At 64.0% G+C, this 26045-nt stretch carries 23 protein-coding genes and 1 riboswitch (1 of these 24 cut by a window edge); of the genes, 13 read left to right on the forward strand and 10 right to left on the reverse strand.

What is annotated here, in order from left to right; genetic code table 11:
• Positions 1 to 1903, forward strand: partial view of a M23 family metallopeptidase gene (locus RCO31_RS22810; RefSeq protein WP_308970808.1) — the 3' portion only. It extends 146 nt beyond the left edge of the window; 1903 of the gene's 2049 nt are visible here — the last part of the coding sequence; its start codon lies beyond the left edge, outside the window; the stop codon is at positions 1901 to 1903.
• 159 nt (positions 1904 to 2062) lie between these two features.
• Here RCO31_RS22810 and clpB read toward each other — a convergent pair whose 3' ends face one another.
• Complete coding sequence (clpB, locus tag RCO31_RS22815) at positions 2063 to 4726, reverse strand: ATP-dependent chaperone ClpB (protein ID WP_308970809.1); 2664 nt, start codon at positions 4724 to 4726, stop codon at positions 2063 to 2065.
• 282 nt (positions 4727 to 5008) lie between these two features.
• Here clpB and RCO31_RS22820 point away from each other — a divergent pair, with 282 nt between their 5' ends.
• Together RCO31_RS22820 and RCO31_RS22825 are read left to right on the forward strand one after the other, a co-directional pair.
• Positions 5009 to 5782, forward strand: coding sequence for an MOSC domain-containing protein (locus tag RCO31_RS22820; RefSeq protein ID WP_308970810.1), 774 nt, complete (start codon positions 5009 to 5011; stop codon positions 5780 to 5782).
• Between the two features lie 46 nt (positions 5783 to 5828).
• A complete protein-coding gene (locus tag RCO31_RS22825) occupies positions 5829 to 6920 on the forward strand; it encodes a kelch repeat-containing protein (RefSeq protein ID WP_308970811.1) in 1092 nt (363 codons plus the stop codon).
• A gap of 57 nt (positions 6921 to 6977) precedes the next feature.
• On the opposite strand, the gene metW is transcribed toward RCO31_RS22825, so the two are convergent.
• Both metW and RCO31_RS22835 read right to left on the reverse strand, forming a co-directional pair.
• Positions 6978 to 7643: a methionine biosynthesis protein MetW gene (metW, locus tag RCO31_RS22830; protein WP_308970812.1), complete on the reverse strand. Its 666-nt coding sequence runs from the start codon at positions 7641 to 7643 to the stop codon at positions 6978 to 6980.
• A 2-nt stretch (positions 7644 to 7645) separates the two neighbouring features.
• A complete protein-coding gene (locus RCO31_RS22835; protein ID WP_308970813.1) occupies positions 7646 to 8845 on the reverse strand; it encodes a homoserine O-acetyltransferase in 1200 nt (399 codons plus the stop codon).
• Between the two features lie 106 nt (positions 8846 to 8951).
• Positions 8952 to 9031: riboswitch (SAM riboswitch) on the reverse strand.
• 146 nt (positions 9032 to 9177) lie between these two features.
• Here RCO31_RS22835 and RCO31_RS22840 point away from each other — a divergent pair.
• From RCO31_RS22840 to RCO31_RS22850, 3 genes are read left to right on the forward strand one after another with little or no spacing between them, the layout of a single operon-like run.
• Entirely contained in the window at positions 9178 to 10047 is an 870-nt protein-coding gene (locus tag RCO31_RS22840; protein WP_308970814.1) for a chorismate mutase, read from the forward strand.
• 55 nt (positions 10048 to 10102) lie between these two features.
• Positions 10103 to 11194: a histidinol-phosphate transaminase gene (gene hisC, locus RCO31_RS22845; RefSeq protein WP_308970815.1), complete on the forward strand. Its 1092-nt coding sequence runs from the start codon at positions 10103 to 10105 to the stop codon at positions 11192 to 11194.
• A gap of 29 nt (positions 11195 to 11223) precedes the next feature.
• The gene (locus RCO31_RS22850) at positions 11224 to 12177 is read left to right on the forward strand and encodes a prephenate/arogenate dehydrogenase family protein (RefSeq protein ID WP_308970816.1); all 954 of its coding nucleotides are present in this window, start codon (positions 11224 to 11226) and stop codon (positions 12175 to 12177) included.
• 43 nt (positions 12178 to 12220) lie between these two features.
• Here RCO31_RS22850 and RCO31_RS22855 read toward each other — a convergent pair whose 3' ends face one another.
• Positions 12221 to 13405 (reverse strand): DUF2125 domain-containing protein, encoded by a 1185-nt coding sequence (locus RCO31_RS22855; RefSeq protein WP_308970817.1) that lies wholly within the window; start codon positions 13403 to 13405, stop codon positions 12221 to 12223.
• 108 nt (positions 13406 to 13513) lie between these two features.
• Between RCO31_RS22855 and RCO31_RS22860 the strand changes: the two genes are divergently transcribed.
• Positions 13514 to 14077 carry a gamma-glutamylcyclotransferase gene (locus RCO31_RS22860; RefSeq protein ID WP_308970818.1) on the forward strand — a complete coding sequence of 188 codons (564 nt, stop codon included), beginning with the start codon at positions 13514 to 13516 and terminating at the stop codon, positions 14075 to 14077.
• Between the two features lie 15 nt (positions 14078 to 14092).
• Here the strand turns inward: RCO31_RS22860 and RCO31_RS22865 are convergent, their stop codons facing one another.
• The 4 genes from RCO31_RS22865 to ftsE form a co-directional block, all read right to left on the reverse strand.
• The gene (locus tag RCO31_RS22865; RefSeq protein WP_308970819.1) at positions 14093 to 14872 is read right to left on the reverse strand and encodes a lysophospholipid acyltransferase family protein; all 780 of its coding nucleotides are present in this window, start codon (positions 14870 to 14872) and stop codon (positions 14093 to 14095) included.
• Positions 14873 to 14883: 11 nt separating this feature from the next.
• Complete coding sequence (locus tag RCO31_RS22870; RefSeq protein ID WP_308970820.1) at positions 14884 to 15579, reverse strand: YdcF family protein; 696 nt, start codon at positions 15577 to 15579, stop codon at positions 14884 to 14886.
• A gap of 84 nt (positions 15580 to 15663) precedes the next feature.
• Entirely contained in the window at positions 15664 to 16626 is a 963-nt protein-coding gene (locus tag RCO31_RS22875; protein ID WP_308970941.1) for an ABC transporter permease, read from the reverse strand.
• A gap of 1 nt (position 16627) precedes the next feature.
• Positions 16628 to 17287, reverse strand: coding sequence for a cell division ATP-binding protein FtsE (ftsE, locus tag RCO31_RS22880; RefSeq protein WP_308970821.1), 660 nt, complete (start codon positions 17285 to 17287; stop codon positions 16628 to 16630).
• A 185-nt stretch (positions 17288 to 17472) separates the two neighbouring features.
• Between ftsE and RCO31_RS22885 the strand changes: the two genes are divergently transcribed.
• On the forward strand, positions 17473 to 18303 hold the full coding sequence (locus RCO31_RS22885; protein WP_308970822.1) for an MJ0042-type zinc finger domain-containing protein: 831 nt from the start codon (positions 17473 to 17475) through the stop codon (positions 18301 to 18303).
• On the forward strand, positions 18303 to 18674 hold the full coding sequence (locus RCO31_RS22890) for a response regulator (protein WP_308970823.1): 372 nt from the start codon (positions 18303 to 18305) through the stop codon (positions 18672 to 18674). The genes RCO31_RS22885 and RCO31_RS22890 overlap by 1 nt, the downstream gene beginning before the upstream one ends.
• A gap of 160 nt (positions 18675 to 18834) precedes the next feature.
• On the opposite strand, the gene RCO31_RS22895 is transcribed toward RCO31_RS22890, so the two are convergent.
• Positions 18835 to 21441 (reverse strand): TIGR02302 family protein, encoded by a 2607-nt coding sequence (locus RCO31_RS22895; protein ID WP_308970824.1) that lies wholly within the window; start codon positions 21439 to 21441, stop codon positions 18835 to 18837.
• Between the two features lie 246 nt (positions 21442 to 21687).
• Here RCO31_RS22895 and RCO31_RS22900 point away from each other — a divergent pair, with 246 nt between their 5' ends.
• From RCO31_RS22900 to RCO31_RS22915, 4 genes are all read left to right on the forward strand, one after another.
• On the forward strand, positions 21688 to 22068 hold the full coding sequence (locus RCO31_RS22900) for a carboxymuconolactone decarboxylase family protein (protein ID WP_308970825.1): 381 nt from the start codon (positions 21688 to 21690) through the stop codon (positions 22066 to 22068).
• Positions 22069 to 22095: 27 nt separating this feature from the next.
• On the forward strand, positions 22096 to 23004 hold the full coding sequence (locus RCO31_RS22905) for an NAD(P)-dependent oxidoreductase (protein WP_308970826.1): 909 nt from the start codon (positions 22096 to 22098) through the stop codon (positions 23002 to 23004).
• A gap of 10 nt (positions 23005 to 23014) precedes the next feature.
• A complete protein-coding gene (locus RCO31_RS22910; protein ID WP_308970827.1) occupies positions 23015 to 23812 on the forward strand; it encodes an N-acyl homoserine lactonase family protein in 798 nt (265 codons plus the stop codon).
• A gap of 123 nt (positions 23813 to 23935) precedes the next feature.
• Complete coding sequence (locus tag RCO31_RS22915; protein WP_308970828.1) at positions 23936 to 24745, forward strand: SDR family NAD(P)-dependent oxidoreductase; 810 nt, start codon at positions 23936 to 23938, stop codon at positions 24743 to 24745.
• Between the two features lie 22 nt (positions 24746 to 24767).
• On the opposite strand, the gene lysA is transcribed toward RCO31_RS22915, so the two are convergent.
• On the reverse strand, positions 24768 to 26042 hold the full coding sequence (gene lysA / locus RCO31_RS22920) for a diaminopimelate decarboxylase (protein WP_308970829.1): 1275 nt from the start codon (positions 26040 to 26042) through the stop codon (positions 24768 to 24770).
• Between the last annotated feature and the right edge of the window lie 3 nt (positions 26043 to 26045).

The following is a 26045-nucleotide window of genomic DNA, read 5'->3' on the forward strand; positions in this document are numbered from 1 at the left end:
CACGATCCTCACAGGTCTATGCGGCGCGGCCTTGATCGGCGGCGCCGTTTTTACAGCGCTCGACGGCGAGACGACATTCGCTTCGATGCCAGAGCGCATCGAGGGCGCCTTGCGCGGCGCATTCAGCGCCAACGAAAAGGCGACGACACGCAAGACCGATCGTCTGCCGCCGCCGAGCGAAGCGACCGCCGCTCGCCAGGTGATTCGCATCTCTCGCGCAGAGCGCGTTGGCAATCGCGACGTCATGCGGGTGCGCCCTTTCATCCGCATCGCCGGCAATTTGTCGCTCACCACGAGTGAACTCTCGGCAAAGATTCCCGCATTCAATGCGCAGCGGCTGCTGGCCGATGTAGGTTCGCCCCTGCCCGCGTCGGCAGAAGAATCGCAAGCTTCGGAAGACGCGGCTCCCGACGCCGAAGTCTCGTTCGTCACACGCGATCTCGGTACGATCCTGCCGCGCGCGAAGATCGCCACGACGATCCCCGTCGAAGAGGTCATGCTGCGTGTCCGCGAAGCCTCCAACTGGCGCGGGAACGGCAACGCGACGGGCGGCGTGCGCTATGCCTCCGCCGGCTCACCATCGGATATGCGTCTTGCTTACGCCGCCGAGGGACAGGTTGATCCGTATGCCGGCTTTGAGGCGCGCGTCGTGCCGGAGAACGTGACGCTGCTCGAAAAGACCAAGGAGCAGGCGACCGGTGGACATGCGACCAACGAACGCGTTCACATCGTCAAGAAAGGCGAGAGCGTTGCGACGATCCTGCGTGACCAGGGCGCCTCTGCGGAGGAGATCAAGGCCATCGTCGCTCAACTTGGAGCGCGCGGCCGGGACGGCGGACTGAAGGAAGGGCAGAAGCTGCGCGTGCTGATGATGCCGCCCGGCCCAGGTCGCAGGCCGCAAGCTGTGCGTGTCGTTGTCGCCAACGATACCGCGGCCGAGGCCGTGGTCGCGCTCTCCGATCTCGGCAAATACGTCAACGTCGATGTTGCCAGCCTCAACACGCCGACGGTCACAGCGGAAGTCGGCGACGACGATGATGGCGAGGACGACGGCAGCGGTGTCCGGCTCTATCAGAGCATCTACGAGACCGCGCTACGCAACAAGGTGCCGACGAACGTCATTGAGGACATGATCCGCGTCTACTCCTACGATGTGGACTTCCAGCGCAAGGTCCAGGCCGGCGACTCGTTCGAGGTCTTCTTCTCTGGCGACGACGAAGCACCGAACCTGGACGCAAAAGCCGAAGTGCTGTTCGCCTCACTCACCGTCGGCGGCGAGACCAAGAAGTACTACCGCTTTCAGACGCCGGACGATTCGGTCGTCGACTACTATGACGAAACCGGCAAGAGCGCGAAGAAGTTCCTCGTCCGCAAGCCGGTCAGCAACGCTATGATGCGTTCGGGCTTCGGCTCACGGCGCCATCCGATTCTCGGCTTTTCGCGCATGCATACCGGCGTCGACTGGGCCACCGGCTACGGCTCGCCGATCTTCGCGTCCGGCAACGGCACCATCGAGCGCGTCGGCTGGGAAGGCGGCTACGGCAAATACATCCGCATCAAGCATCCGAACGGATATGAGACCGCCTACGGCCACATGTCGGCCTATGCCAAGGGCATCGAAGTCGGCAAGCGTGTGCGCCAGGGCCAGGTCATCGGCTATGTCGGCTCCACCGGTCTCTCCACCGGAGCGCATGTTCACTACGAAATCCTGGTGAACGGACGATTCGTCGATCCGTTACGTGTACGCCTGCCGCGCGGACGCTCGCTCGAAGGCTCGCTGCTCACAAGCTTCGAACAAGAGCGCGACCGTCTCGAAAGCATGATGAACAACCGCGGCGGCGCACGCATGGCACAGGGACAGTCCGCCGACGCGCCGATCACGCGCAGCATCGTGCCGCGCTGACGCGAGCAGCGACAGACGCGCGGCATTCGGAGTGCCGAGCGCCATCCGTCAGTCTGGACATTGCCGCAATCAGCGGCCTCTCGAAGGAAATCGCTGTACGGGCCACGTAAGGCCAGGACCGCGGTTGCGGCCGTGGCCCTACGGTTCTTTCGAACACCCTCAGTGCTTGGTGCGTGTCCTGCCGCCCGCCGCAGTCTTGACCGAGCCGGGCCCCTCGAACGCATCGTCGTTGGCCGACGCGGCGATCTTGCCGTTGAACGTCAGGCCATCATAGGCGGCCGCGATCTTCACGTGCTCGCCATCCTTGATCTGGCCGGCAAGGATCATTTCCGCGAGCGGATCCTGCACGTTGCGCTGGATCACGCGCTTCAACGGACGAGCTCCGTAAGCCGGATCCCAGCCTTTTTCGGCCAGCCAGTCGCGCGCGCCCGGCTCCAGGTCGAGCACGATCTTACGCTCCTCCAGAAGCTTCGCGAGCCGTCGCATCTGGATGTCGACGATCTTGCCCATCTCGCTCTTCTGCAGGCGGTGGAACAGGATGATCTCGTCCACCCGGTTGAGGAATTCGGGGCGGAAGCTCGCGCGCACGACGGCCATGACCTGATCGCGCACCGCAAACGTGTCCTCGCCTTCGGGCTGGTTGACGAGGAATTCCGCACCGAGATTCGACGTCATGATGATCAGCGTGTTGCGAAAATCCACGGTGCGGCCCTGACCGTCTGTCAGTCGCCCGTCATCGAGCACCTGCAGCAGCACGTTGAAAACGTCAGGATGCGCCTTCTCGATCTCGTCGAACAGCACGACCTGATAGGGCCTGCGCCGCACCGCCTCTGTCAGAGCTCCGCCTTCGTCATAACCGACATAGCCTGGAGGCGCGCCGATCAGCCGCGCAACGGAATGCTTCTCCATGTATTCCGACATATCCATGCGGATCAGCGCGGTCTCGTCGTCGAACAGGTATTCAGCGAGCGCCTTCGTCAGCTCGGTCTTGCCGACGCCCGTCGGGCCCAAGAACATGAACGAGCCGATCGGACGATTGGGGTCCTGCAGGCCGGCCCGTGCACGACGAACGGCGGTCGAGACCGCCTTCACCGCTTCGGCCTGGCCGATGACGCGCTTGGCGAGTTGATGCTCCATCTTGAGGAGCTTTTCCTTCTCGCCTTCAAGCATCTTGTCGACCGGCACACCGGTCCAGCGCGAAACAACCTGCGCGACGTGATCGGCGGTGACGGCCTCCTCGACCATCGTGCCCTGATCTTCCTTCGCTTCGATCTCGGAGAGCCTCTTCTCGAGCTCCGGAATACGGCCGTAGGCCAGCTCGCCCGCGCGCTGGTATTCACCCTTGCGCTGGGCGTTGGCGAGCTCGATCCGCAGCTGGTCGAGTTCCGTTTTCAGTTTCTGTGCGTCGGAAAGCTTGCTCTTCTCCGCACGCCAACGCGAGGTGAGGTCGGCCGATCGCTTCTCCAGATCGACCAGTTCCTTTTCGAGGTTCTGCAGGCGCGACTTCGAGCCGGCGTCGCTTTCCTTCCTCAGCGCCTCCTGCTCGATGCGCAGGCGCACGATCTCGCGGTCGGTCGAGTCTAGTTCCTCAGGCTTGGAATCGACCTGCATTTTCAGCCGCGCGGCCGCCTCGTCGACAAGATCGATGGCCTTGTCGGGCAGGAACCGGTCGGTGATGTAGCGGTTCGACAGCGTCGTCGCCGCCACCAACGCGCTGTCGGTGATACGTACGCCGTGATGCTGCTCGTACTTGTCCTTCAATCCGCGCAGGATCGAGATGGTGTCCTCGACGGTCGGCTCGGACACGAACACCGGCTGGAACCGCCGCGCCAGCGCAGCGTCTTTCTCCACATGCTTGCGGTATTCGTCGAGCGTGGTCGCGCCAATACAGTGCAGTTCGCCGCGGGCCAGTGCCGGCTTCAGGAGGTTCGACGCGTCCATGGCGCCGTCGGCCTTGCCGGCGCCGATCAGCGTGTGCATCTCGTCGATAAAAAGGATGATGCCGCCCTCCGCGCCGGTGACTTCCTGCAGCACGGCCTTCAGCCGTTCCTCGAACTCGCCGCGGTACTTGGCTCCGGCGATCAACGCGCCCATGTCGAGCGAGAGCAGTTTCTTGTCCTTCAGGCTTTCCGGCACGTCGCCATTGACGATGCGCTGGGCGAGACCTTCGACAATGGCGGTCTTGCCGACGCCGGGCTCGCCGATCAGGACGGGATTGTTCTTGGTCCGGCGCGAAAGCACCTGGATCGTGCGGCGGATTTCCTCGTCACGGCCGATAACGGGATCGATCTTGCCGTCGCGCGCCGCCTGCGTCAGGTCGCGGGAGTATTTCTTCAATGCGTCGTAAGCATTCTCGGCGGTGGCGCTATCGGCGGTGCGGCCCTTGCGCAGCGCATTGATCGCCGCATTCAAATTCTGCGGACTGACACCACCCTTGGTCAGGATCTGGCCGGCCTCGGAATCCTTATCCAACGCCAGCGCCAGCAATAGCCGCTCAACCGTCACAAAGCCATCGCCGGCCTTCTCGGCCGCCTGCTCCGCCGCATCGAACAGACGCGCGGTCGCAGGGGCGAGATAGATCTGTCCCGCGCCGCTGCCGGAAACCTTCGGCATCTTCGCCAGCGCATCCTCGGTCGCCTTCAAGATCGCGCGCGAATTGCCGCCCGAGCGGTCGATCAGACCGCCCGCGAGCCCTTCGGGATCGTCGAGCAATACTTTGAGGATGTGCAGAGGAGAAAACTGCTGATGACCCTCGCGGGTCGCCAGCGACTGCGCAGACTGGATGAAGCCGCGCGAACGCTCGGTGTACTTTTCGATATTCATAACTATCCCTTCCCTCGGCCTGCGAATCCCGCCCCGAAGGCACGGACGATCGCATCGTCACTGGGGTGTCCGCGCAAAACCTTGATCCAACGCAAAGCTCGTGCGGTCGTCGCCGGCCCGAACGGGCCCGGCTTGCTGCAGATGTGGGATCAGCCCTCACAATTTTGAAGAGGCCGGGCCGGCTTTCGTTGCGATCGGACGCAAAACGGGCGCACACGACTGTCGTCGAATGATATGATTCGTTGCTGGCGCCGCCGGCGCGGAATCCTTAAAAGCTGCGGTATGAGCATGCGCGCATACATCCAGAGCATCTACCGTTACCCGGTCAAAGGCCTGACGCCGGAGCAACTTCCGACCGTGATGCTGAGCACGGGCCAGCCGCTGCCGAACGACCGGCGCTATGCGATCGAGAACGGCCCGAGCGGTTTCGACCCGGCCGATCCGAAGTATTTTCCGAAAACTTACTTTCTGATGCTGATGCGCGACGAGCGGCTCGCTGCGCTCGATGCGCACTATGACGACGACAGCCATGTGCTGACCATCCGTCAGGGCGGCGCCGAAGTTGCGCGCGGCGACCTCGAGACCGCCGATGGCCGGGCGACGATCGAGGCGTATTTCAAGGCCTATTGTGCGAACGAGCTGAAAGGTCCGCCGAAGGTGCTCTCAGGTGGCAATCACAGCTTCTCGGACGTGGCCAAAAAGGTGGTTTCGATCATCAACCTTGCCAGCGTCGCTGCGCTGGAGGACATCGTCGGCCAACCGGTCGATCCCCTCCGCTTTCGCGCCAATCTCTACGTGACCGGCTGGCCAGCCTGGAGCGAACTCGAGAAGGTGGGCCAGACGCTCTCGGTCGGCGATGCGCGCCTCAGCGTCACCAAGCCGATCGTCCGCTGCGCGGCCATCAATGTCGACCCGGCGACGGCCGCCCGTGATCTCAACCTGCCGCACACCATGATGCGCAACCTGGGCCATGCGAACTGCGGCATCTACGCCGAGGTCGTTGCCGACGGCAGGATCGCTGCCGGCGATGCCGTCGCGCCCGTCGGAGACGTCTAAAGCCGACAGGGCAAGAAAGCGGGAGAAACGAAAGCGGGAGAAAACGATGCTCCGTCTCGATCGACGCTTCGTCATCGCCAACGGGTTTGCATTCCTCGGCGCAGCGCCTGCCCTCGCGCAACATGCCGGCCACGCCGGCCATGGCCAATACGAGAAACTGACAGAGCCAGGCCGAATTCTGCGCCCCGAGCTCGCGACCATCCAGAGCGTGTTCGACAGTCCCGCACCGAAAGCGGCCCAGCAAGGCCGCTGGATGGCGAAGGCGGACCTTCCGCTCCCGCGAAGCGAGATGGCCTGGGGCACGGCCCATGAGGGCAAGATGCACATTGTCGGCGGTTATGGCGCGCAGCAGGTCGATCGCCCCTATCACCATGTCTACGACGCCGCATCCGATCGTTGGACGGTGGCCGCGCCCATCCCGCGCGGCGCGAACCACATCGGCGTGGCTTTTCTCGACGGCAAGCTCTACGCCATCGGCGGTTTTCTCGAACAGAACCGCAAGCCCCATTCGGCTTGCTATGTCTGGGATCCGTCAGTCGACGCATGGCAGGCGATTGCGTTCCTGCCCCGGCCGGTCGGTTCGGCTGCGGTGGTTGCCTTTGGCGGCAAACTGCACTGCATAGGCGGCGCAATTGGCGATACGTTCGACACCAAGAAGTCGATCGACTGGCATCTCGTCTACGATCCCAAGACCAACCAGTGGGACGCCCGCGCGCCGATGCCGACCGCACGCGACCACACCGGGACGGTCGTCGTCGGAAATCTCATCCACGTCGTGGGAGGACGCGTCGATTCCTTTCACACCAATTCGAACCTGCATCATGCCTATGACCCGTCGACAGACAAATGGCAGATGCGCAATCCCCTGCCGACCGCTCGCTCGGGCCATGGCGCGGTGCTCTACCGCAACAAGCTCTTCGTCATGGGCGGGGAAGGCACCAATCGGGTGTTCGGCCAGAACGAGGCATACGATCCCGCCAAGGATTCATGGGAGCAGTATGCGCCGATGCTCACTCCGCGGCACGGCCTCGGCGCCGCGCTGGTGGGCGACGAGATCTGCGTCGCTGGCGGCGGCGCGGTGATGGGCGGCGGCATCCAGAGCGCCATCAACGAAGCGTTCACGCTCGCCGGATCCTGACGCCGTCACTCTCGGGCCTGGCCGCGACGGCCGCGCCGATCACGAGCACGTTCCGGGCTAGCGGGCCTTGCCGGCGCGGCTCAGCAGGAACACGCCCTGCTCGCCGAACAAATTCCAGAACCACCATGGCGCGTTGAACCGCAGCGGCGTGCCCCAGGTGTTCAGCGCGACTGCACGGTCCATGCGCGCATCGACCTCGTCGCAGAGCTGGACGAAATCCTTGATGGTGCAGAAATGGATGTTCGCCGTGTCGTACCAGGTCGCCGGCAGGCCCTCGGTGCGCGGCATCTGGCCTTTCAGCAACAATTGCAGGCGCATGCGCCAATGGCCGAAATTCGGGAACGAGACGATGCCGTGCCGCCCGATCCGCAGCATGTGCTCGAGGACCACACGCGGCTGTCGCGTCGCCTGCAAGGTCTGCGACAGGATCACATAGTCGAACGCGTCGTCGGGATAATCGGCCAGATCAGTGTCGGCGTCTCCCTGGATGACGGCGAGGCCCTTTGCCACGCAACGGTTCACGCCTTCGCGCGAAAGCTCGATGCCGCGACCGTCAACGCCACGGGCTTCCAGCAGGCGCAAGAGATCGCCGTCGCCGCAACCGACGTCCAGAACCCGCGAGCCGGGCTCGACCATCCCGGCGACCAGCAGATGATCGCCGCGATAGGTGTGCGGCACATGAGCCGCCGGCTCGGTGCCTGCGAATTCGTGAGCAATCGCCATGGTCAGCCTTTCCGGATCAGGCCGCGCGCCGCACCACCCGAGTCGAGGAAGGCGCGAACGATATCGAAGAATTCCGGCACATCGAGCAGGAATGCGTCATGGCCCTTGTCGGTCTCAATTTCGGCGAACGACACCCGCGCTCCGCCGGCATTGAGGGCATGCACGATCGCGCGCGACTCCGTCGTCGGAAACAGCCAGTCGCTTGTGAACGACACCACGCAAAAGCGCGTGCGCGTGTTGCGGAATGCCTCCGCCAGCACGCCGTCATGGTCGGCGGCAAGATCAAGATAGTCCATCGCGCGGGTCAGGTAGAGATAGCTGTTGGCATCGAAGCGCTCGACGAACGACGACCCCTGATGACGCAGGTAGCTCTCGACCTCGAAGTCGGCATCGAACGAAAACGTCGGTACTTCACGGTCCTGCAGCCTGCGCCCGAACTTGCGGTGCAGGGCTGGGTCGGACAGGTACGTGATGTGCGCCGCCATCCGCGCGACAGCGAGCCCGCGCCGCGGACGCGTGCCTTCGGCGAAATAACGTCCGCCCTTCCACTCGGGATCGGCCATCACCGCCTGCCGCCCGACCTCGTGGAAAGCGATATTCTGCGCCGAGTGTCGCGTTGAGCAGGCCACCGGAAGCGCGGAAAATACGCGCTGCGGGTAGGCCGACGCCCATTGCAGCACTTGCATGCCGCCCATCGAGCCGCCGGCGACGCAGAACAGCGTCTCGATGCCGAGGTGGTCGATCAGCATCGCCTGCGCGCGCACCATGTCGGGAATGGTGATGAACGGAAAGTCGAGGCCCCACACCTGCCCGGTCTGCGGATTCGTCGAAAACGGTCCGCTGGAGCCCATGCAGCCGCCAATGACGTTGGAGCAGATGACGAAGTAACGGTCGGTGTCGATCGGCAGGCCGGGACCGACCAGCGTGTCCCACCAGCCGCCCTTGCCGGTGACCGGATGCGTGTTTGCCACGTGCTGATCGCCGGTCAACGCATGGCAGATCAAGATGGCGTTGGTGCGTTCGGCGTTGAGTTCGCCATAGGTCTGGTAGGCGATCTGGAACGGCGACAACGCAATTCCACAATCGAGCTGCAGCGGCTGGTCGGCGCCGAACGTCACCACATGCGATGATGGATGATCCGCCTCGCGTACGCGTTCCTGCACGTCCGCCCTCTGACTCGGCACAGGGTACAAATTGACCATTCTCGTTCGGCCTCCTCGACCGGTCGCGCCTTGCGGCGCAACCCCAAATTCGCAGGCAACCGGTCGGGCCAATAAAAAACCGGCCTGAACGGAAGTTCGGCCGGGATCCAATTTGTCCCCGGCCTGTTTAGCAAGTTGTTTAACGTGGCTGCAAGCCGGCCGGCTCAAATGACCACGACGAGATCAAGGTCTTAATCCTGCACGACCTTTTCGTCAAGCAAGCGGCGACCAAAGCGGTCCGGCCGCCCAAATTCGCCAATGTTTTCTTTGCTTTCGCAGCCGGTCTTTCCTATCAATGCGGCCGGCGCTGAGCGCTCTTGAAGGTCATGCCCATGTCGAAATCGCCGGCCGGCGCGCCACAACAGTCTGCGCCCTCGTTACAGGACCTGCGCAAGGAGATCGATCGCATCGACGAGCAGATGCACGGTCTTTTGATGGAGCGCGGCGAGATCATCGACCGGCTGATTTCGGTGAAGAAGACCCAGGAGGTCGGCTCGGCATTCCGGCCTGCGCGCGAAGCCGACATGATGCGCCGCATCGTCGAGCGTCACAAAGGCATGTTGCCGCTCGACACTGTCGAGAGCATCTGGCGCGTCATCATATCGACCTTCACTTACGTGCAGGCGCCTTTCTCGATGCATGCGGACCTGTCCGCAGGCGACTCGGCCATGCGCGATTCCGCACGTTTTCACTTCGGCTTCTCGGTGCCGTTCGTTCCGCATTTCAGTGCCGGTGCCGCGGTGGAAGCGCTCTCTAGATCGAAAGGCGATCTTGCGTTGGTGTCGGCCACCGACAGCCGATCGGCGTGGTGGACGGCGCTCGAGCCCGCCGACGCGCCGAAGATCATTGCCCGGCTGCCGTTTCTCGAGCGCGCCGATCATCCAGCCGCATTGCCGGTGTTCGTGATATCGCGTGTCGCCGACGACGCGATGGTCACCGAGGTCGAGATGTTCTCGATCCGCGTGTCCGGCTGGAGCGCCGACGTCGCGCGCGCTGTCTCGCCGCTGGCCGAGATCATAGCGGTGCCGGATACGGCCTTCGACGGCGCAGCGCTGCTCGCGTCGGTGACGGCGCGCGACGGCCTGGACAGGTTGAAATCGGCGCTGATCAAGGCAGGCGCCTCGGTGCGCTCGACCGCCCTCGTCGGCAGCCATGCGCGCCGCTATACCGTCACGCCAGAGGGTGCGCGGCCGGTTGCGTGACCGCCTACCCTCACGATCAGTCGATCACACGACATACGACCAGTTGGAGTTTCCAATGTCCCGCCCCGTGCCGCGACCCGGCGTTCTCGATATTGCCCCGTACGTGCCGGGCAAGAGCAGCGCGCCCGGCGTTGCCCGCGTCTTCAAGCTGTCCGCCAACGAGACGCCGCTTGGGCCATCGCCGAAGGCCATCGAAGCCTTCAAGGCGTGCGCCCTGCACCTTGAGGATTATCCGGAAGGTTCCTCCCGGGTGCTGCGTGAAGCGATCGGCAAGAGCTTTGGTTTGGATCCGGATCGGATCGTCTGCGGCGCGGGCTCCGACGAAATCCTGAACTTCCTCGGCCACGCCTTTCTCGGCGCCGGTGACGAAGCGATCATGACCGAGCACTGCTTCCTGGTCTACCCGATCGCGACGATGGCGAACGGCGCAAAATGCGTTGTCGTTCCTGAGACCGATTTCACCGCAAATGTCGATACGATCCTCGCCGCCGTCACCCCGCGCACGAAGATCGTCTGGATCGCCAATCCGAACAATCCGACCGGAACCTATGTCCCGTTCGACGAGATCAAGCGACTGCAGCGCAGCCTGCCGCCGCACGTCCTGCTGGTGATCGACGCCGCCTACTCCGAATATGTCTCGCGCAATGACTACGAGGCGGGCATCGAACTCGTTGCCACCACCGAGAACACGGTGATGTGCCGAACCTTTTCCAAAATCCACGGCCTTGCTTCGCTCCGGGTCGGCTGGATGTATGCGCCTGCGCATATCATCGACGCGATCAACCGGATCCGCGGACCGTTCAACGTCTCCACGCCGGCGATGCTGGCGGCGATCGCCTCGCTCGCCGACACCGCCTATCTGGAACACGCACGCGCACACAATGATCAGTGGCGCGGCTGGCTGACCGAGGAAATCGGCAAGCTCGGGCTGAAGGTCACGCCCAGCGTTGCAAACTTCATCCTGATTCACTTCCCGCAGGAAAAGAGACGAACCGCCGACGACGCCGATGCGTTCCTCACCAAGCGCGGCCTCGTGCTGCGAGGCCTGAAGAACTACAAGCTGCCGCATGCGCTGCGTCTCACGGTCGGCACCGAGGAAGCCAACCGGCTGGTGGTCGAGGCTTTGCGCGATTTCCAGGGCAGTTGAATTGGCAGCTTGAAGTATTGGGCACGCAGGTGAACGCATCTTCCTTCTTTCCGCGCGTTGCGATCATCGGTCTCGGACTGATCGGCTCGTCGATCGCACGTGGCACCATCGCGCTCGGCCTTGCGGGTGAGGTCGTTGCCACGGACGGTTCGGCCGACGTACGCCAGCGTGCGCAGGAGCTTGGGCTGGCGCATCGGATTACGGACACAAATGCGGAGGCCGTGCAGGACGCCGACCTCGTCATCGCCTGCGTGCCGGTCGGCGCCTACGGTGCCGTCGCGAAGGACATCGCCTCGCATCTGAAGAGCGGTGCGATCGTTTCGGATGTCGGCTCGGTCAAGGCGGCGGTTCTGAAGGACATGGCCGCGCATCTGCCCGACACCATCGATTTCATTCCCGCGCATCCGGTGGCGGGCACCGAGCATTCGGGTCCCGACGCCGGTTTCGCCGAGCTGTTCGTCAATCGCTGGTGCATTCTCACACCTTCCGAGGCGGCTTCGCCGGACGGCATCGAGCGGCTGAAGGCTTTCTGGCAGGCGCTCGGCGCAAATGTCGAAACGATGACGGCTGAGCACCACGATCTCGTCCTCGCCATCACCAGCCACCTGCCGCACCTCATCGCCTACACGATCGTCGGCACCGCGGAGGAGCTGGAAGGGGTCACCGAGTCGGAAGTGCTGAAGTTCTCCGCCGGCGGCTTCCGTGACTTCACCCGCATTGCCGCATCCGATCCGACCATGTGGCGCGACGTGTTCCTGAACAACAAGGACGCGGTGCTGGAGATGCTGGGCGAATTCCAGGAGGACCTTTCGAAACTGACCCGCGCCATTCGCCGCGGCGACGGCGATGCGCTGTTCGAGCACTTTTCGCGCACGCGCGCGATCCGGCGCGGCATTCTGAGTATCGGACAAGACGCGGCGAGTCCCGACTTCGGCCGCCCGCATCAGGGCTTACCGCCGAAAGGCGAGGATGATAAGCCCTGACGGGATTTGCGAGCGCGGCGCCGAACGCGTCGAGACCGGCGCACTAGAACAACGGCGGCGCCTGTCCGAGGCGAATGGGTCCGAGAAACACCGCGCCGTCGCTGAACCGCAGCGGAAACGCCTGCGCCGACTTGCCTTCAAGCGTGGTCTTCTGTCCGAGCATGGCAACGCCGGCGCCGAGCGCCGCGGGCGCCCGCTGGCGTACCACGTTGCCGAGACCCGGGATCAGCCGGTCGAGCGCGCCCATCGCCTTGTCGACCTGTTCGGCCTTCAAGCCGGGCGCCAACCGATCGAGGGTTTCCTGGGGCACACCTTGCTCGAGGATCCTGTCGAGGCCGAGCGCCGGCACGATCTTCTCGAGCCCTGCGACCACCATTTGCAGCTCGCCGTCGAGCATGCCTTGCGGGGTAATGCCAAGCGAACCGGTTGCGACCGCGACCATGGCCCCCTGCTGCAGCCGCGATTGCAGGATCTCGATCCGTCCGTTCTCGGCCTGGATCTCGCGGAAGCGTTCAGGCCAGGGCTTTGGACGAAAGTCCTTCAGCCCGCTCATCCGCGCCTGGACAGTCGCATCGAACGCTTCGCTCAACGCCGGATGCAGCGCGTTGGCGCTCGCCTGCATCAGTTGCCAGGCGACCTCGATCACCGGGTTGGCGCTGGCCGAGCCTTCCACGATCCTGCCATGCAGTTCGGACTGCTTCGCACGTCCCAATGGCGTGCGTCCTGACGCCGTTGCTGCTTCCAGCGACGGCTCGTCCACCACAAGCGCGATGCGCTCCGGCGACACCGGAAGTCCATAGACGCTGCTCTGCGCCTTGCTCCAGTTGATGGTCAGGGATTGCTGCTCACCCTGTTCGGTCACCGTGAGCGGGCCTTCGAATTCGGCGATCAACAACTTTGGATTATAGATCTGCGCGACGGCGAGAATCTCCGGCAGCCGCCCCTGGCCAAATCTGCGGTTGGCGGTCTGCGAGATCAGGTTGACGCTCGCGTTCTCACACCGCACTTCGAAGCGAAACGGATAGCCGCCGACGGTGAGCTTGCCGCAGTCATAGACACGCCCCGACTGGGCTTCGCGCGTGCGCCAGCGGTCGAATTGCGTGCTCACCTGCGACGACGCATAGAACCAAAACGCGCTCCAGCCGACCGCAAGAACGAGCAGGAGGCCGGGCATGACGAAGAGCGGCCAGCGGGAGCGCCTGCGCGGCGGATGTAAATCGTCTTGCATGAGAGTCTCGTTCTATGGGCAAGGCGCCTTGTCGGCGCAATGTTTGCCGAAATTGCGATCAAGTCCCGGATCGTTGCACCGCCGCAATCGGGCTGGTAAGCGTCTGGTATGACTGCAAAAACCGTGCTTGAACAGGACCTTCCACGTGGCGACCTCTGGGTGTTCGGGTACGGTTCGCTGATGTGGCGGCCGGGCTTTGATTTCATCGAAAAGCGGCCGGCCAAGCTGATCGGCGAGCACCGGGCGCTGTGCATCTACTCCTTCCATCATCGCGGCACGCCGGAGAAGCCGGGCCTCGTCCTGGGGCTGGACCGCGGCGGTGCCTGCAACGGGGTGGCGTTTCGCGTCTCCGAGGAGCATCGAATGGCGACGATCGCTTATCTGCGCGAACGCGAGCAGGTGACGACCGTTTATCGTGAAGTGATCCGCAGCGTCTGGCTCGACGGCGATGCGCGCGAGCGCGTCAGCGCCCTCGCCTACGTCGCCGACCGCAGCCATGTGCAATATGCCGGACGCCTGTCGCTCGAGGCGCAGTTGCATCTGATCCGGCAGGGACATGGGCAGTCGGGCCCGAACAGCGAATACGTGGTCTCAACCGTCGAGGCGCTGGAGCGCGACGGGTACAGGGATCCAGGCCTGCATCGCCTCGTCGTCGCTCTGCGAAAATCGTGACGCGACGCTAACGGATCAGGCCTCGGCGACAGGTTCGTCAAGCGGCGCAAGATCGCCGATCAGTCGCGCGCGCTCCTGACGTCCTTCCGCAACAAGTTTCGCGGTCGCCGTCTCGATCACGTCACTGGCGCGCGCCAGGAATTCGTCGCGTGACAGCCCGGGCGGGATCAGATCGAGAAACTCGACAATGATCGTTCCCGGATAGCGCAGGAACGTCCGCCGCGGCCAGAACAGGCCGGAATTGAGCGCCACAGGCAGACATCGCACGCCGCAATCGACATACACCTGTGCCACGCCGTACTTGTAGCGCGGCTCTGCACCGACGGGCCGACGGGTGCCCTCCGGAAAGATGATCAACTGGCGGTCATGCCTCACCCGTTCGCGGGCCAGCGCGGTCATCTTCGACAGCGCGCGGGCGCCCGCGGCGCGATTGACCGGGATCATTTGCCCCTTCAGGAGGAAGAGGCCAAACAGCGGGATCCATGTGAGTTCGCGCTTGAGGATGAACAGCGGCTCGCGGAAGAGCGGCAGCAGCGCGACCGTCTCCCAGGCCGACTGATGTTTGGCGACGACCAGCAGCGGCCCCTGCGGAATCTTGTCGAGTCCGCGGTACTCGACGCGGATATTACAGAACACTCGCAGCATCCACGTCATGCTGTGCGCCCACGACTTCGCCACGCTGAACAGCACCTGTCGCGGCAGAAAAAACGACGGGATTGCCGCCACCATATGCACCAACAACGACAGGTAAAACCCGACGTTGAAAACGAGCGAGCGCATGAAGATGGAGATCATGGGCGGGCCGGTCAGTTGCCGGCAGACGCGCGCTTGCGCGACACCTCGATCGGCGGTGCAGACGGGGTCTCCGGCAAGACCCAATCGTCAAAGTGCACGCGCACACCGGCAGCGAGGAATTTGGCGTATTCAGTCACCAAGAGCCGCGCCGCCGCGCCGCTCGCCCACCACGGCTCGTCGCGCCACTTCTCACCGATCACTGGAAACGGAATGAGAACGACGTCCGGCATGCTGTGGGACAGTTCCACGATCGCCCGCGGCATGTGGTAGTTCGACGTCACAACGATCAGGGAACGGAAGCCTCGTTCATGCGCCCACCGCCGGGTTTCGGTGGCGTTGCCGCGGGTGTCGAACGCGAAGTAATCGAGATCGACGCAGCAGGCGAGCCACGAGGCATTGTCGCGCAGCGAGCGGGAGAGCTCTCCGGTTCCGGTCGACCAGTGAACGCCGGAAATCAAGAGGCGTTTGCCATAGCCGTTGGCAAGCAGATCGACGGCATCCGACACGCGCGACGAACCGCCGGTCAGCACGACGATGCCGTCGGCGGGATTTTTCGGCGGAGCCTCGTCAGACTGCAATTGCGCAAGAAACCAGATGAACCCGCCGAGGATGACCACGAGAACGACACCGCACGCACGCAGCAGCACGCGCGCGCCTAGCAGCAGCGACGCGATATGTCCGGCCTTGTTTGCGTGACCCGATATCATGGCGGTCGTCGAGCGATCCTTCGATCGAACTTTAACGCGGAATCCGGCCCCGCTGTGACGCAATTGTCAAGCAATCGATTCAAATCAGTCAACATCGGCCAGAGTCGCAAGCAGCGTTTGCCGCGATGACCACGCGGTGATGATGGCGATCAGCATGGCCTGCGCTACCAGGACCAGATAGCCCGATGGCCGCAGCGAGAACGTGCCGAGCAGCGCCGCGAACTGATCGCCTACGGGCGTGCCCGAAAACCAGCCGCCTATCGATTCGGCAAAACCGAACAGGAGCACCGCCGCGCCAACACCGATCAGGCCGCCTTCGAGACCGAGCCGGAGGAAGTGGCGCAGGAAACGATTGGCGATGTAACGGTCGCCGGCGCCGACGAAATGCAGCACTTCGACGATCGGGCGGTTCGCGGCCATCGCGCCGCGCGTCGCGAAGGACACTGAGATGACCGTTGCCATGATGACGAGGGCAAGGACGCCCAGCCCTGCGAACACGGTGGCGTTGGTCATGGTGCGCATGCGTTCGATCCAGGCGCGGTGATCGTCCACCGATGCCGACGGCGCCACCTGCGCAAGCCGCTCGCGCAAATCCGACATACCGACAGCACCTCCCGGCGCGACCCGCGCGACGATCACGCGCGGCACCGGCAAATCGTTCAACGAAAGCCCGGTGCCGAGCCACGGCTCGAGCAGACGGCCGGATTCCTGGTCGGAGAAGGCTCGCACGTCGAGAATGCCCGGCGTGACGCGCAGCGCTTCCACCACCGCGCGCACGTCCCGTTCGAGGTCGCGGCCCTGTGCGGGTCGCACCTGGATCGTCATCTCGCTCGAAATGTCGGATTGCCATTCCGCTGCCGACGCCCGCACCAGCAGCACCGCACCGGTGGTGATCGAGGCAAGAAAGGTCATGATCGCCACCACCACGATCAGCGCGCGGCCGGAGATCGTCGACCGCGGCACGATTGGAGACACGTTGCGCGCGGTGGGCGGCAACGGTCGGCCAGCAGTGGATTCTGGCCCTGGCAGTTTCCCTGGCGACGGCATCTCATTCATAGACGTGCAGCCGTCCTTCGTGCAGCACCATGCGTTTGGCCGGATACTGATCCATCAGAGTGATATCATGGGTGGCGATCACGACGGCGGTGCCGGATTTGTTCAGCTCGATGAAAAGCCGCAGCAGTCGCCGCGCCAGCGTGGGGTCGACGTTGCCGGTCGGCTCGTCGGCAAGCAGCAGGCTCGGCCGCGCGATCACTGCGCGGGCGATCGCCGCGCGCTGCTTCTCGCCGCCGGAGAGGATCGGCGGCAGCGCATCCATGCGATGGCCGAGACCGACCCAGTGCAGCAGATCGATCACCTCACGGCGATAGCTTGACTCCTCGCGACCCATGACACGAAACGGCAGCGCGACATTTTCGTAGGTCGTCATATGATCGAGCAGGCGAAAATCCTGCAGCACGATGCCGATCCGCTTGCGCAGGTTCGCCACCGCCTCCTTGTTCAACCGAGAGACCTCGAATCCGAACAGATTGACCAGTCCGCGGGTCGGGCGGTGGGAAAGAAACAGCAGGCGAAGCAGCGACGTCTTGCCGGCACCGGACGGCCCGGTCAGAAACTGGAAGGAGCGCGCCCCGATCTCAAAACTCAGGTCGCGCAGCACCTCCGGGCCAAGCCCGTAGCGCAAGCCGACGTTCTCGAAACGGACCATGGTCAGCTCCGTTCGACACGACGCGGATGACAATCCTTTGCCCGGTTTTCCCGCATGCGAAATCCAGGCGCCCAGGCCCGGCTACCCCTTCGCCCCAATCCCTTGAGATGTTTTGGGGCCGTTATGGTTTCCGATTCGTTAACAGACCGCTGTTAACGTGGTGGCGTCAATAAGGCGAGTTGGCCATGAATATCGTTTGCCCGAATTGTGGAACTTCCTATGACGTGGAGGCGTCCACGCTCGGTGCGGCCGGACGGACGGTGCGCTGCGTCCGCTGCCGCGAGACCTGGCACGCGCGGGTTCAGGATCTGGGACGGGCCAATGCTCTCGTTCACGTCGACGGGGACCGAGCCGGCGCCCATGAGGCTGCTGTGGCTTCGGACCTGCCGCCCCCCTCGGTCGATCATCTCCTTCCTCAAATCGAAAGCCCGCCGCTCGTTCATGATGGCGCGCCGGCCCCGGACTGGACCGGCCGGCACCGCGGCGACGCCAACTCGGCGCCATCACGTCCGGGACAGACCCGCGCTGGTCGCCTACGGCAGTTTGCTTTCGGCTCGGGCCGGGCAAGAGGCTTGAGCTTCAGCCCGGCGACAACGATCGCCGCCATGGCCGCTCTCGTGCTCGCGCTTATCATCTGGCGGAACGACGTGGTACGCCTGCTGCCGCAGACGGCGGCGTTCTTTCAGGCCACCGGGCTTGGCGTAAACTTGCGCAACCTGACGTTCGAGGACGTCAAGATCTCCACCGAAACGGTGAGCGGCCAACGCGTCTACGTCATCGAAGGCGCGATTGCCGCGACTTCGCGCAAAGCGGTCGAGATTCCCCGCCTTCGATTCGTCGTGCAGGACGCGAACGGCGCGGACATCTACGCCTGGAACTCGGTGGTCGACCAGGCCGCAATCAGGCCCGGCGAGAAGATCGCCTTCAAGTCGCGTCTTGCTTCGCCGCCCACGGAGGCGCATTCAATCATCGTCCGCTTCTTCCATAAGCGCGATCTGGCCACAGGAAGCGTGTAATGGCCCGAGTGCTCATCGCCGACGACGAAGAATCCATGCGCCAGCTTGTGGCGCGCGCGATTGCCATGGACGGCCACGAGACGACGACGGCCGAAGACGGCGCCGAAGCGCTCGAAGTGCTCATCAAGGAAGATGGCGGCTTCGACCTGCTGCTCACCGATATCAAGATGCCGGTGATGGATGGCATTGCGCTGGCGCTTGCCGCCAAGCGCGACTTTCCGAAACTCACCATTCTGCTGATGACCGGCTTTGCCGACCAGCGCGAGCGCGCCTCAGGCCTCGACGTCATCGTCCACGATGTCGTCACCAAGCCCTTTGCGGTCGCCGATATTCGCACGGCGGTCGCCGACGCGTTGGCATCGCGCGGCTAGTGTCGTAGATCAGAAATTCGCACCATCGCTGCCGCGAGTCCATCGTGCGAATTTCTGATCTATAAACGACACTAGAATCATAAACTTGCTAGTGTCCTGATCGAATCCGAAGTTCGCTCTGAACTCGCTGCAAAGTATAGCGAACTTCGGATTCGGGACACTAGAAGTCCTTCAGAAGCCGTTCGAGGTAATCGAGCTCGAGCTGTGGCCGCTCCGGATCGGAGAAGCGTCGGCGCAACTCTTCGAGGATGCGGCGGACCCGCTGCACGTCGATCTCGCCCGGGATCTTCACCGAGAAATCGTCGCTGAACTCACGCCCGCGCAGCGGGCGCCCGAGCGGATCGGCGTTGGGACCGCTGTTCTGCTGCCTGCCCACCTGGTTGGACGGGCCGTTATCATTCGGATTGCCATCGCCCTGGCCCTGCTGCAGTTGCTGAGCGAGGTTCTGTGCGCCACGCCGCAGCGCTTCCAGCGCCCGACCCTGCGATCCGACGGCGCCATCAGCATTGCCGTCGCCGAGCTGATTGCCGGCGTCGCCCATCGCGTTATCGGCATCGCCGAGCGAATCGCCATCCTCACCTTGACCCTGACCCTGACCCTGACCCTGCTGGCCCTGCTGACCTTGCTGTCCAGGCTGACCCTTTTCACCCTTCTGGCCCTGGCCGCGCTCGCGCATGCCTTGTTTGCCCAACTGATCCAGCAGCGACTGCAAACGGTCGCGCAAGGCCTGCTGATCCTGCTGCAGGTCGCCCATGCCGTTCTGGTTGTCGTTCTGCTCGCCACCGCGCTGGCCGCGTTGCCGGCGCGAATCCTGGCCTTCCTTGAAGGTGCGGTCGCGCAACTGCTGCTGCTTGCGGATCACGTCGCCGAGCTCGTTCAGCGCCTGCTCCATATCGTCGCCGCCCTGACCCGGCTGCGCCATCTGCAGGTTCTCGAGCATCTGCTGCATCTGGTCGAGCAGCTGCTTCGCAGCGTCCTTGTCGCCCGAGCGGGACATCCGCTCCATGCGATCGATCATGTTGCGCAAATCGTCCTGGCGCATCACGCGCGTGTTCGGATCGAGCGGGCGCGCCAGCTGCTGCGGATTGTTGCGCAACTGCTCGGCAAGCTGGCGCATGAAATTGTCGAGCGCCGCGCGCAACTGATCGGTGAGTTTCTTGATCTCCTCGTCGGATGCGCCGCGCTCCAGCGCCTGACGCAACGCTTCCTGCGCGGCCCGCAACGCGCGCTCCACGTCGCTGATGTTGCCATCCTCGATCGTGACGGCGAGGGCCCAGAGATTGCCGACGACCTCCTTGAGATCGTCATCGGCCTTCGCGTGCGTCAGTTGCTCGTAGATCGTGCGCATCCCGAGATAGTGGCCGAGCTCGGGCGTGAACTGCTCGGGTTCGATCATGAGCGCATCGAGCGCATCCTTCACCTCGTCCCGCTTGTTGGCGTCAAGCGCAAGGTTGCGGCGCTGTTCGATCAGCGAACGCGCCAACGGCTTGACGAACAGCCGCTCCGGCATCCTCATGTCGAATGGCGCGCTCGTCCCCTCGTTGCCGGCCTCGTCCTTCGCCCGCAACGTCAACCTCAGGTCGGCGCCGGCGTAGGGGTGCTCAGTCAGGTCCTTCACGGTCTGGCCGACGCCGTTGCGCGTGCGCGCATTCGGCAGCACCAGCGGAAAGTCGGGTGGCGCGAAGAGCGGCCGCGCTGCCTGGGCGGCGCTATCGCTGTTGCGTGCAGCGAAGGTCGCATGCGCTTCCGTGACGCCGTAGTCGTCCTCGAGCTTATAGGACATCAGCAGCGAACCCCGCGCCTGCCGCTCCGGATCCTTCGCCAGCGATATAGATGGTCCCCGATCGGGCACGGCGGCAAACCGCCATGACGGCAGGCCAGACGGCGCGCGTACCTGCGCAACACCGTCGGCCGCGATGGTGTAGCGGCGTTCTTCGGTGCCGGCCGGTGGCGGCTTGTCGTCTGCAGCGGCCTCGGTGATTCCACCGCTGGTGAGGACATCGAGCCTTCCGCCGCTGGCACGGACAACCAGCGTGCTGCCGGCAGGCACCTGCAGCGTGTTGGTGTTTGGCGTAGTCTGGGCGTTCTGAGCGTTGACGGCGCCGGACAGAATGATCGGCGGCCTGTTGGTATAAGCCGGCGGCGCGACCCAGGCGTCGAGCCGCACGTTCGCGGGCGCGAGCACGCCCTGCCAGTCGAACGCAGCGGCGATGCGTGCGCGCCGGTCGCCGCCGGCGGCGATTGCCGTCGCAACCAGCAGCACCACCACCAGCGCCCGCAGCGCCCAGGGATCGTGGATCGCCAATCGTGGCGACGGCAGACCTGCCTTGATGTTCCGGATCGACGCGAGGGTGCGCTCGCGCTGCACGCGCCAGAGCGTCTGGGCGACCGGGTCCTGCGACGCCAGCGTATCGGTCAATGTGGTTGCAGGCCGATGGCGGATGCCGGTTCCGCGATCGAGCCGGGTGAGCGCCTCGATGCGGCTGGGCCAGCGGAACCAAATCAGCGGGGCGAGAGCTGCGAGCGCCAGAAGGACGAACAGCGCCAGTCCGATCGCGCGGCCGCTCGACGGCAGCCACAGCCACAGTCCGACCCAGGAGGCCACAAGGAAAAGCCCGATGACCGTCAACAGCCGGGCGAGCGTCGGCCAGAGGCGCTCCCAGGCGATCGCGTATTTAGCGCGGCGAAGTGCCTGCTCGAGCTGAAGCCGGGCGAGCGGATCGGCGGTCGCGTGGGTCTTGTGCGGTCCGGGACTGCTTCTGTCCAAACGTCTTCTCCATGCGCTCGGCCAAACCTAAGCCTATCACGGCGGCATCAGTGAGGCACGACTTGCGCGGCGCAACCTGCCTTCCGAGGGCGCGGTCACGAATGCCTCGAACACGCAACGATCCTACCGGCAATTCTGACCATCGGAACGTTTTTCATCCGGCGATCAACATCTTAGCTTCACGAATGCGTGACGGCGCGCGCAAGAAAACGTAGTTTAACGCCGGTTCAAACCAGAGGATGCGTCATGGACAAGAAAACTTTCGACAAGGGCGTAGAGGTCCGCACCGCGGTGCTCGGCAAACAGTATGTCGAAAACGCCCTGAAAAATGTCGACGACTTCAACCGCCCATTCCAGGAACTTGTCACCGAGTACTGCTGGGGCGCCGTCTGGGGTCGCGAGGAACTGCCGCGCAAGACCCGCAGCATGCTGAACATCGCCATGATCGCGATCCTGAACCGTCCGCATGAATTGAAGCTGCACATTAAGGGGGCGCTAACCAACGGCGTCACGAAGGACGAGATTCGCGAGGTGCTGATGCAGGTCGCGATCTATGCCGGCGTTCCGGCCGCCGTGGACAGCTTCCGCCTCGCGCGCGAAGCCTTCGCCGAACTCGACAAGAAGTAACTCCCGAACAACAAAGAGACACGCACGATGGAAATCGGATTCATCGGCCTCGGAAAGATGGGCCTGCCGATGGCCCGTCGCCTGATCGAGGCGAAGCACCAACTCGTCGTCCATGACACCCGCCGCGAGGCAATGGACAAACTTGTCGCGCTCGGCGCGCAGGCCGCCACCTCGCCGAAGGATGTCGCCGACCGCACGGAAACGGTGATGGCAAGCCTGCCATCGCTGCAGATTTCGCTCGACGTCGCAACCGGCAAGGACGGCGTCATCGAAGGCAAGCGCGTCAAACGGCTGGTCGACCTGTCGACGACAGGATCGCAAATGGCGATCCGCATCCACGACCTGCTGGCGGCGAAGAACATCGTTCAGATCGACAGCCCGGTCAGCGGTGGCGTCGGGGGCGCGGAGAAAGGCACGCTGGCGGTGATGGCGTCGGGTCCGCGCAGCGACTTCAACCTGGTGAAGCCTGCGCTCGACGTGATCGGCAAGGTGTTCTTCATCTCGGAAAGGCCCGGCGCGGGCCAGACGATGAAGCTCGCCAACAACTATCTGTCGGCCACCGCCATGGTCGCGACGTCTGAAGCCGTGGTGATGGGCGTGAAGGCCGGGCTCGACCCAGCGGTGATGATCGACGTCATCAATGCCGGCTCCGGCATGAACACGGCGAGCCGCGACAAGTTTCCGAAATCGGTCCTGCCGCGCACCTTCGATTTCGGCTTCGCCACCGGCCTGATGGTCAAGGACGTCCGGCTCTGCCTTGAAGAGATGAAGGCCATGGGGCTGTCGATGGAGGTTGCCGAAGCGGTCGGCCGGCTATGGGAGACCGTGATCAAGGAGATGGGCCCGGAGTCCGATTTCACCTCGGCGATCAAGCCGATCGAGAAGGCCGCAGGCGTCCAGGTCGGCGGCAAGTCACGACAACCAATCTCGAAGTGAGGGACAGGCGATGACCGATACCTACGAAGTCTATGCCGTCAAGTATGCTCACCATAGCCCGCGCACCGCGGCCATGAACTTCATCGGCGGTGATCCACATCAAGCTTCACAGGCGCTCGATTTCTACGTCTGGGTCGTCACCAACAAGGACCGGACGATCGTCGTCGACACGGGCTTCGACGAGGCGATGGCCAAGAGGCGCGAGCGACAGATCATGAAGCCGGTCGCCGAAGCATTGAAAGCGGCCGGTTTCGCGCCGGACAAGGTCGGCGACGTGATCATCACGCACCTGCACTACGATCATTCGGGCAATTACGATGCGTTTCCGAATGCGCGCTACCACCTGCAGGACTGCGAGATGGATTTCGCCACCGGCCGCTGCATGTGCGACGAGAAGATGCGGGTCGCGTTCGAGGCAGATGACGTCACCGCGCTGGTGCGGAAGGTTTATGCCGGCCGCGTCACCTATCATGACGGCGAGGATCAGGTCGCGCCGGGCATCACCGTGCATCACATCGGCGGGCACTCGAAAGGCCTGCAGGCGGTGCGCGTGAGAACGGCGCGCGGCGACGTCGTACTCGCCTCCGACGCAAGCCACCTCTACGAGAACCTCGAGCAGAACAAGGTGTTTCCGATCACCTACAACGCCGACGATGCGATCAAAGGCTACGCCAAGTTGAAAGCGCTTGCTCCGTCGCTGAAGCACATCGTGCCGGGTCATGATCCGCAAGTCCTGGAACGCTATCCAGCGCCGACCAGCGCGCTCAAGGGCTGGGTCGCCAAGCTGGATGTCGAGCCGAGCGCGTAGCGCTCCAGCAACGGTCGCTCTGTTCGCGACGCAACCTCTCGTTTCCGATTCCGCACAGCTTGAGCTGCGGCCGGGCTGCTAGAATTGGCTTCAGCAACAAGCAGAACGGAAACGGGAGGAACCATGGGAAAGCTCGACGGCAAGGTCGCCATCGTCACCGGCGGCGCACGAGGCCTTGGCCGGGCCTACGCACGCAGGCTCGCTTCGCTCGGCGCAAAGATTGCGCTCTGCGATCTCAATTTGAAGTCCTACGAGGAGTTCGAGATCGAGGCGAAGGACATGACGGGCGACAGCACCGTCGCTGAGATCGAAGCCGGCGGCGGCAGCGCGCTTGGCTACGAGCTTGACGTCAACGACCAGAAAGCGGTCAACGCGATGGTCGCCGACGTCGCAAAGAAATGGGGACGCATCGACGTTCTGGTGTGCAACGCGGGCGGCGGGCGCGGCAAGCCGGTCGAGACCAAAGCCTCGACGCTCGACCCGGCGCTGCTGCAGCTGGTCGTCGGCATGAACCTCTACGGCACCATCTACTTCGTCAACGCGGTTGCGCCGCACATGAAGGAGCAGCGCTCGGGTCGGATTGTCACGGTCAGCTCGACCGCGGGCCTGAGCGCGTCCGCCGACGGCGGCTATGCCCACTACGGCGCGGCGAAAGCGGCGATCGCCCATTACACGCGCTACCTCGCGCAGGAACTCGGCCCGTTCGGCATCACGGCAAACTGCATTGCGCCAGGCTCGATTGCGACCGGACGCATCATGACCACGGTCATCCCCGGCAGCAGTGGCGCCAACCGCGACCCCGCGGCGCGCATCGCGCTCCGCCGGCAGGGCACGGTGGAAGACTGCGCGAAAGTCGTGGAGTTCCTGTGCACGGACCTTTCGGACTACGTGACCGGCACTGTCATCCCGATCGACGGCGGAATGTTACGGTAAGTTCAAGCCCCGTCGTTATCGGCTACTGATTCCCGAGCCACGGCGCGTCGCGGTCGAGCGCGATGATATCCTCGACCTCGACGCGCGGCCGCACCACGGCATAGCGATCGTCCTTGACCAGCACTTCGGGCGCAAGCGCGCGGGTGTTGTAGGTGCCGGACTGCACGGCGCCATAGGCGCCGGCGCTCATGATCGCCAGGAGATCACCTTCTCTCGGCTCCGGCAACGTGCGGTTCTTCGCCATGTAGTCGCCGCTCTCGCAGACCGGTCCGACGATATCGGCGGTGATCGTCGGCGTCCCGGCCTGCGGCTGCTTCACCGGCAGAATGTCATGATGCGCTTCGTAGAGGGTCGGCCGCACCAGATCGTTCATGGCCGCGTCGATGACGACGAAATTCTTTGCCTCGCCGGGCTTCATGTACAGCACGCGTGTGACGAGGATGCCGGCATTGCCGACCAGCAGGCGCCCGGGCTCGAACAGCAGCGTACAATCGAGACCCTTCACGGCGCGCTTGACCACGTCGGCGTAGGCCCTTGGATCCGGGGGCGCTTCCTCTCCGGCGCGATAGGGGATGCCGAGGCCGCCACCGAAATCGATATGCGAGATCGTGTGCCCATCGGCGCGCAGCACATGCACGAACTCGGCCAACACAGTGAAGGCATCGCCCAGCGGCGCAAGATCGGTGATCTGGCTGCCGATATGCATGTCGACGCCGGTGACGACGATGTTCGGCAACTTGGCTGCGCGGGCATAGACTTCTCGCGCGCGTGTCAGCGGAATGCCGAACTTGTTCTCGGATTTGCCGGTGGCGATCTTCGCGTGGGTCTTTGCATCGACGTCGGGATTGACACGGACGGAGATCCGCGCGGTCCGCCCCTCATTTGCGGCGAGTTGCGACAGCAGCTCGAGCTCGCTTTCGGATTCGACGTTGATCGACAGGATTCCCGCTTCGAGCGCCATCCGCAGCTCGGAGGCGGTCTTGCCGACGCCGGAGAACAGGATCTTGTCGGGCGAAATGCCGGCTGCGAGTGCGCGCTTCAGCTCTCCGCCGGAGACGACGTCGGCGCCGGCCCCCAGCCGCGCAAACGTCTTCAGGACCGACTGGTTGGAGTTGGCCTTCATCGCATAGCAGATGATCGCGTTCACATCGGCAAATGCTTCCGCGAACACGCGATAATGCCGCTCCAGCGTCGCGGTCGAATAGCAGTAGAACGGCGTGCCCACCGTGCGCGCGATATGGGTGAGGTTCACCGCCTCGGCGTGCAATTCGCCGTCGCGGTAGTCGAAATGGTGCATGGC

The sequence above is a fragment of the Bradyrhizobium sp. LHD-71 genome (assembly GCF_031157255.1).
Lineage (GTDB): Bacteria > Pseudomonadota > Alphaproteobacteria > Rhizobiales > Xanthobacteraceae > P52-10.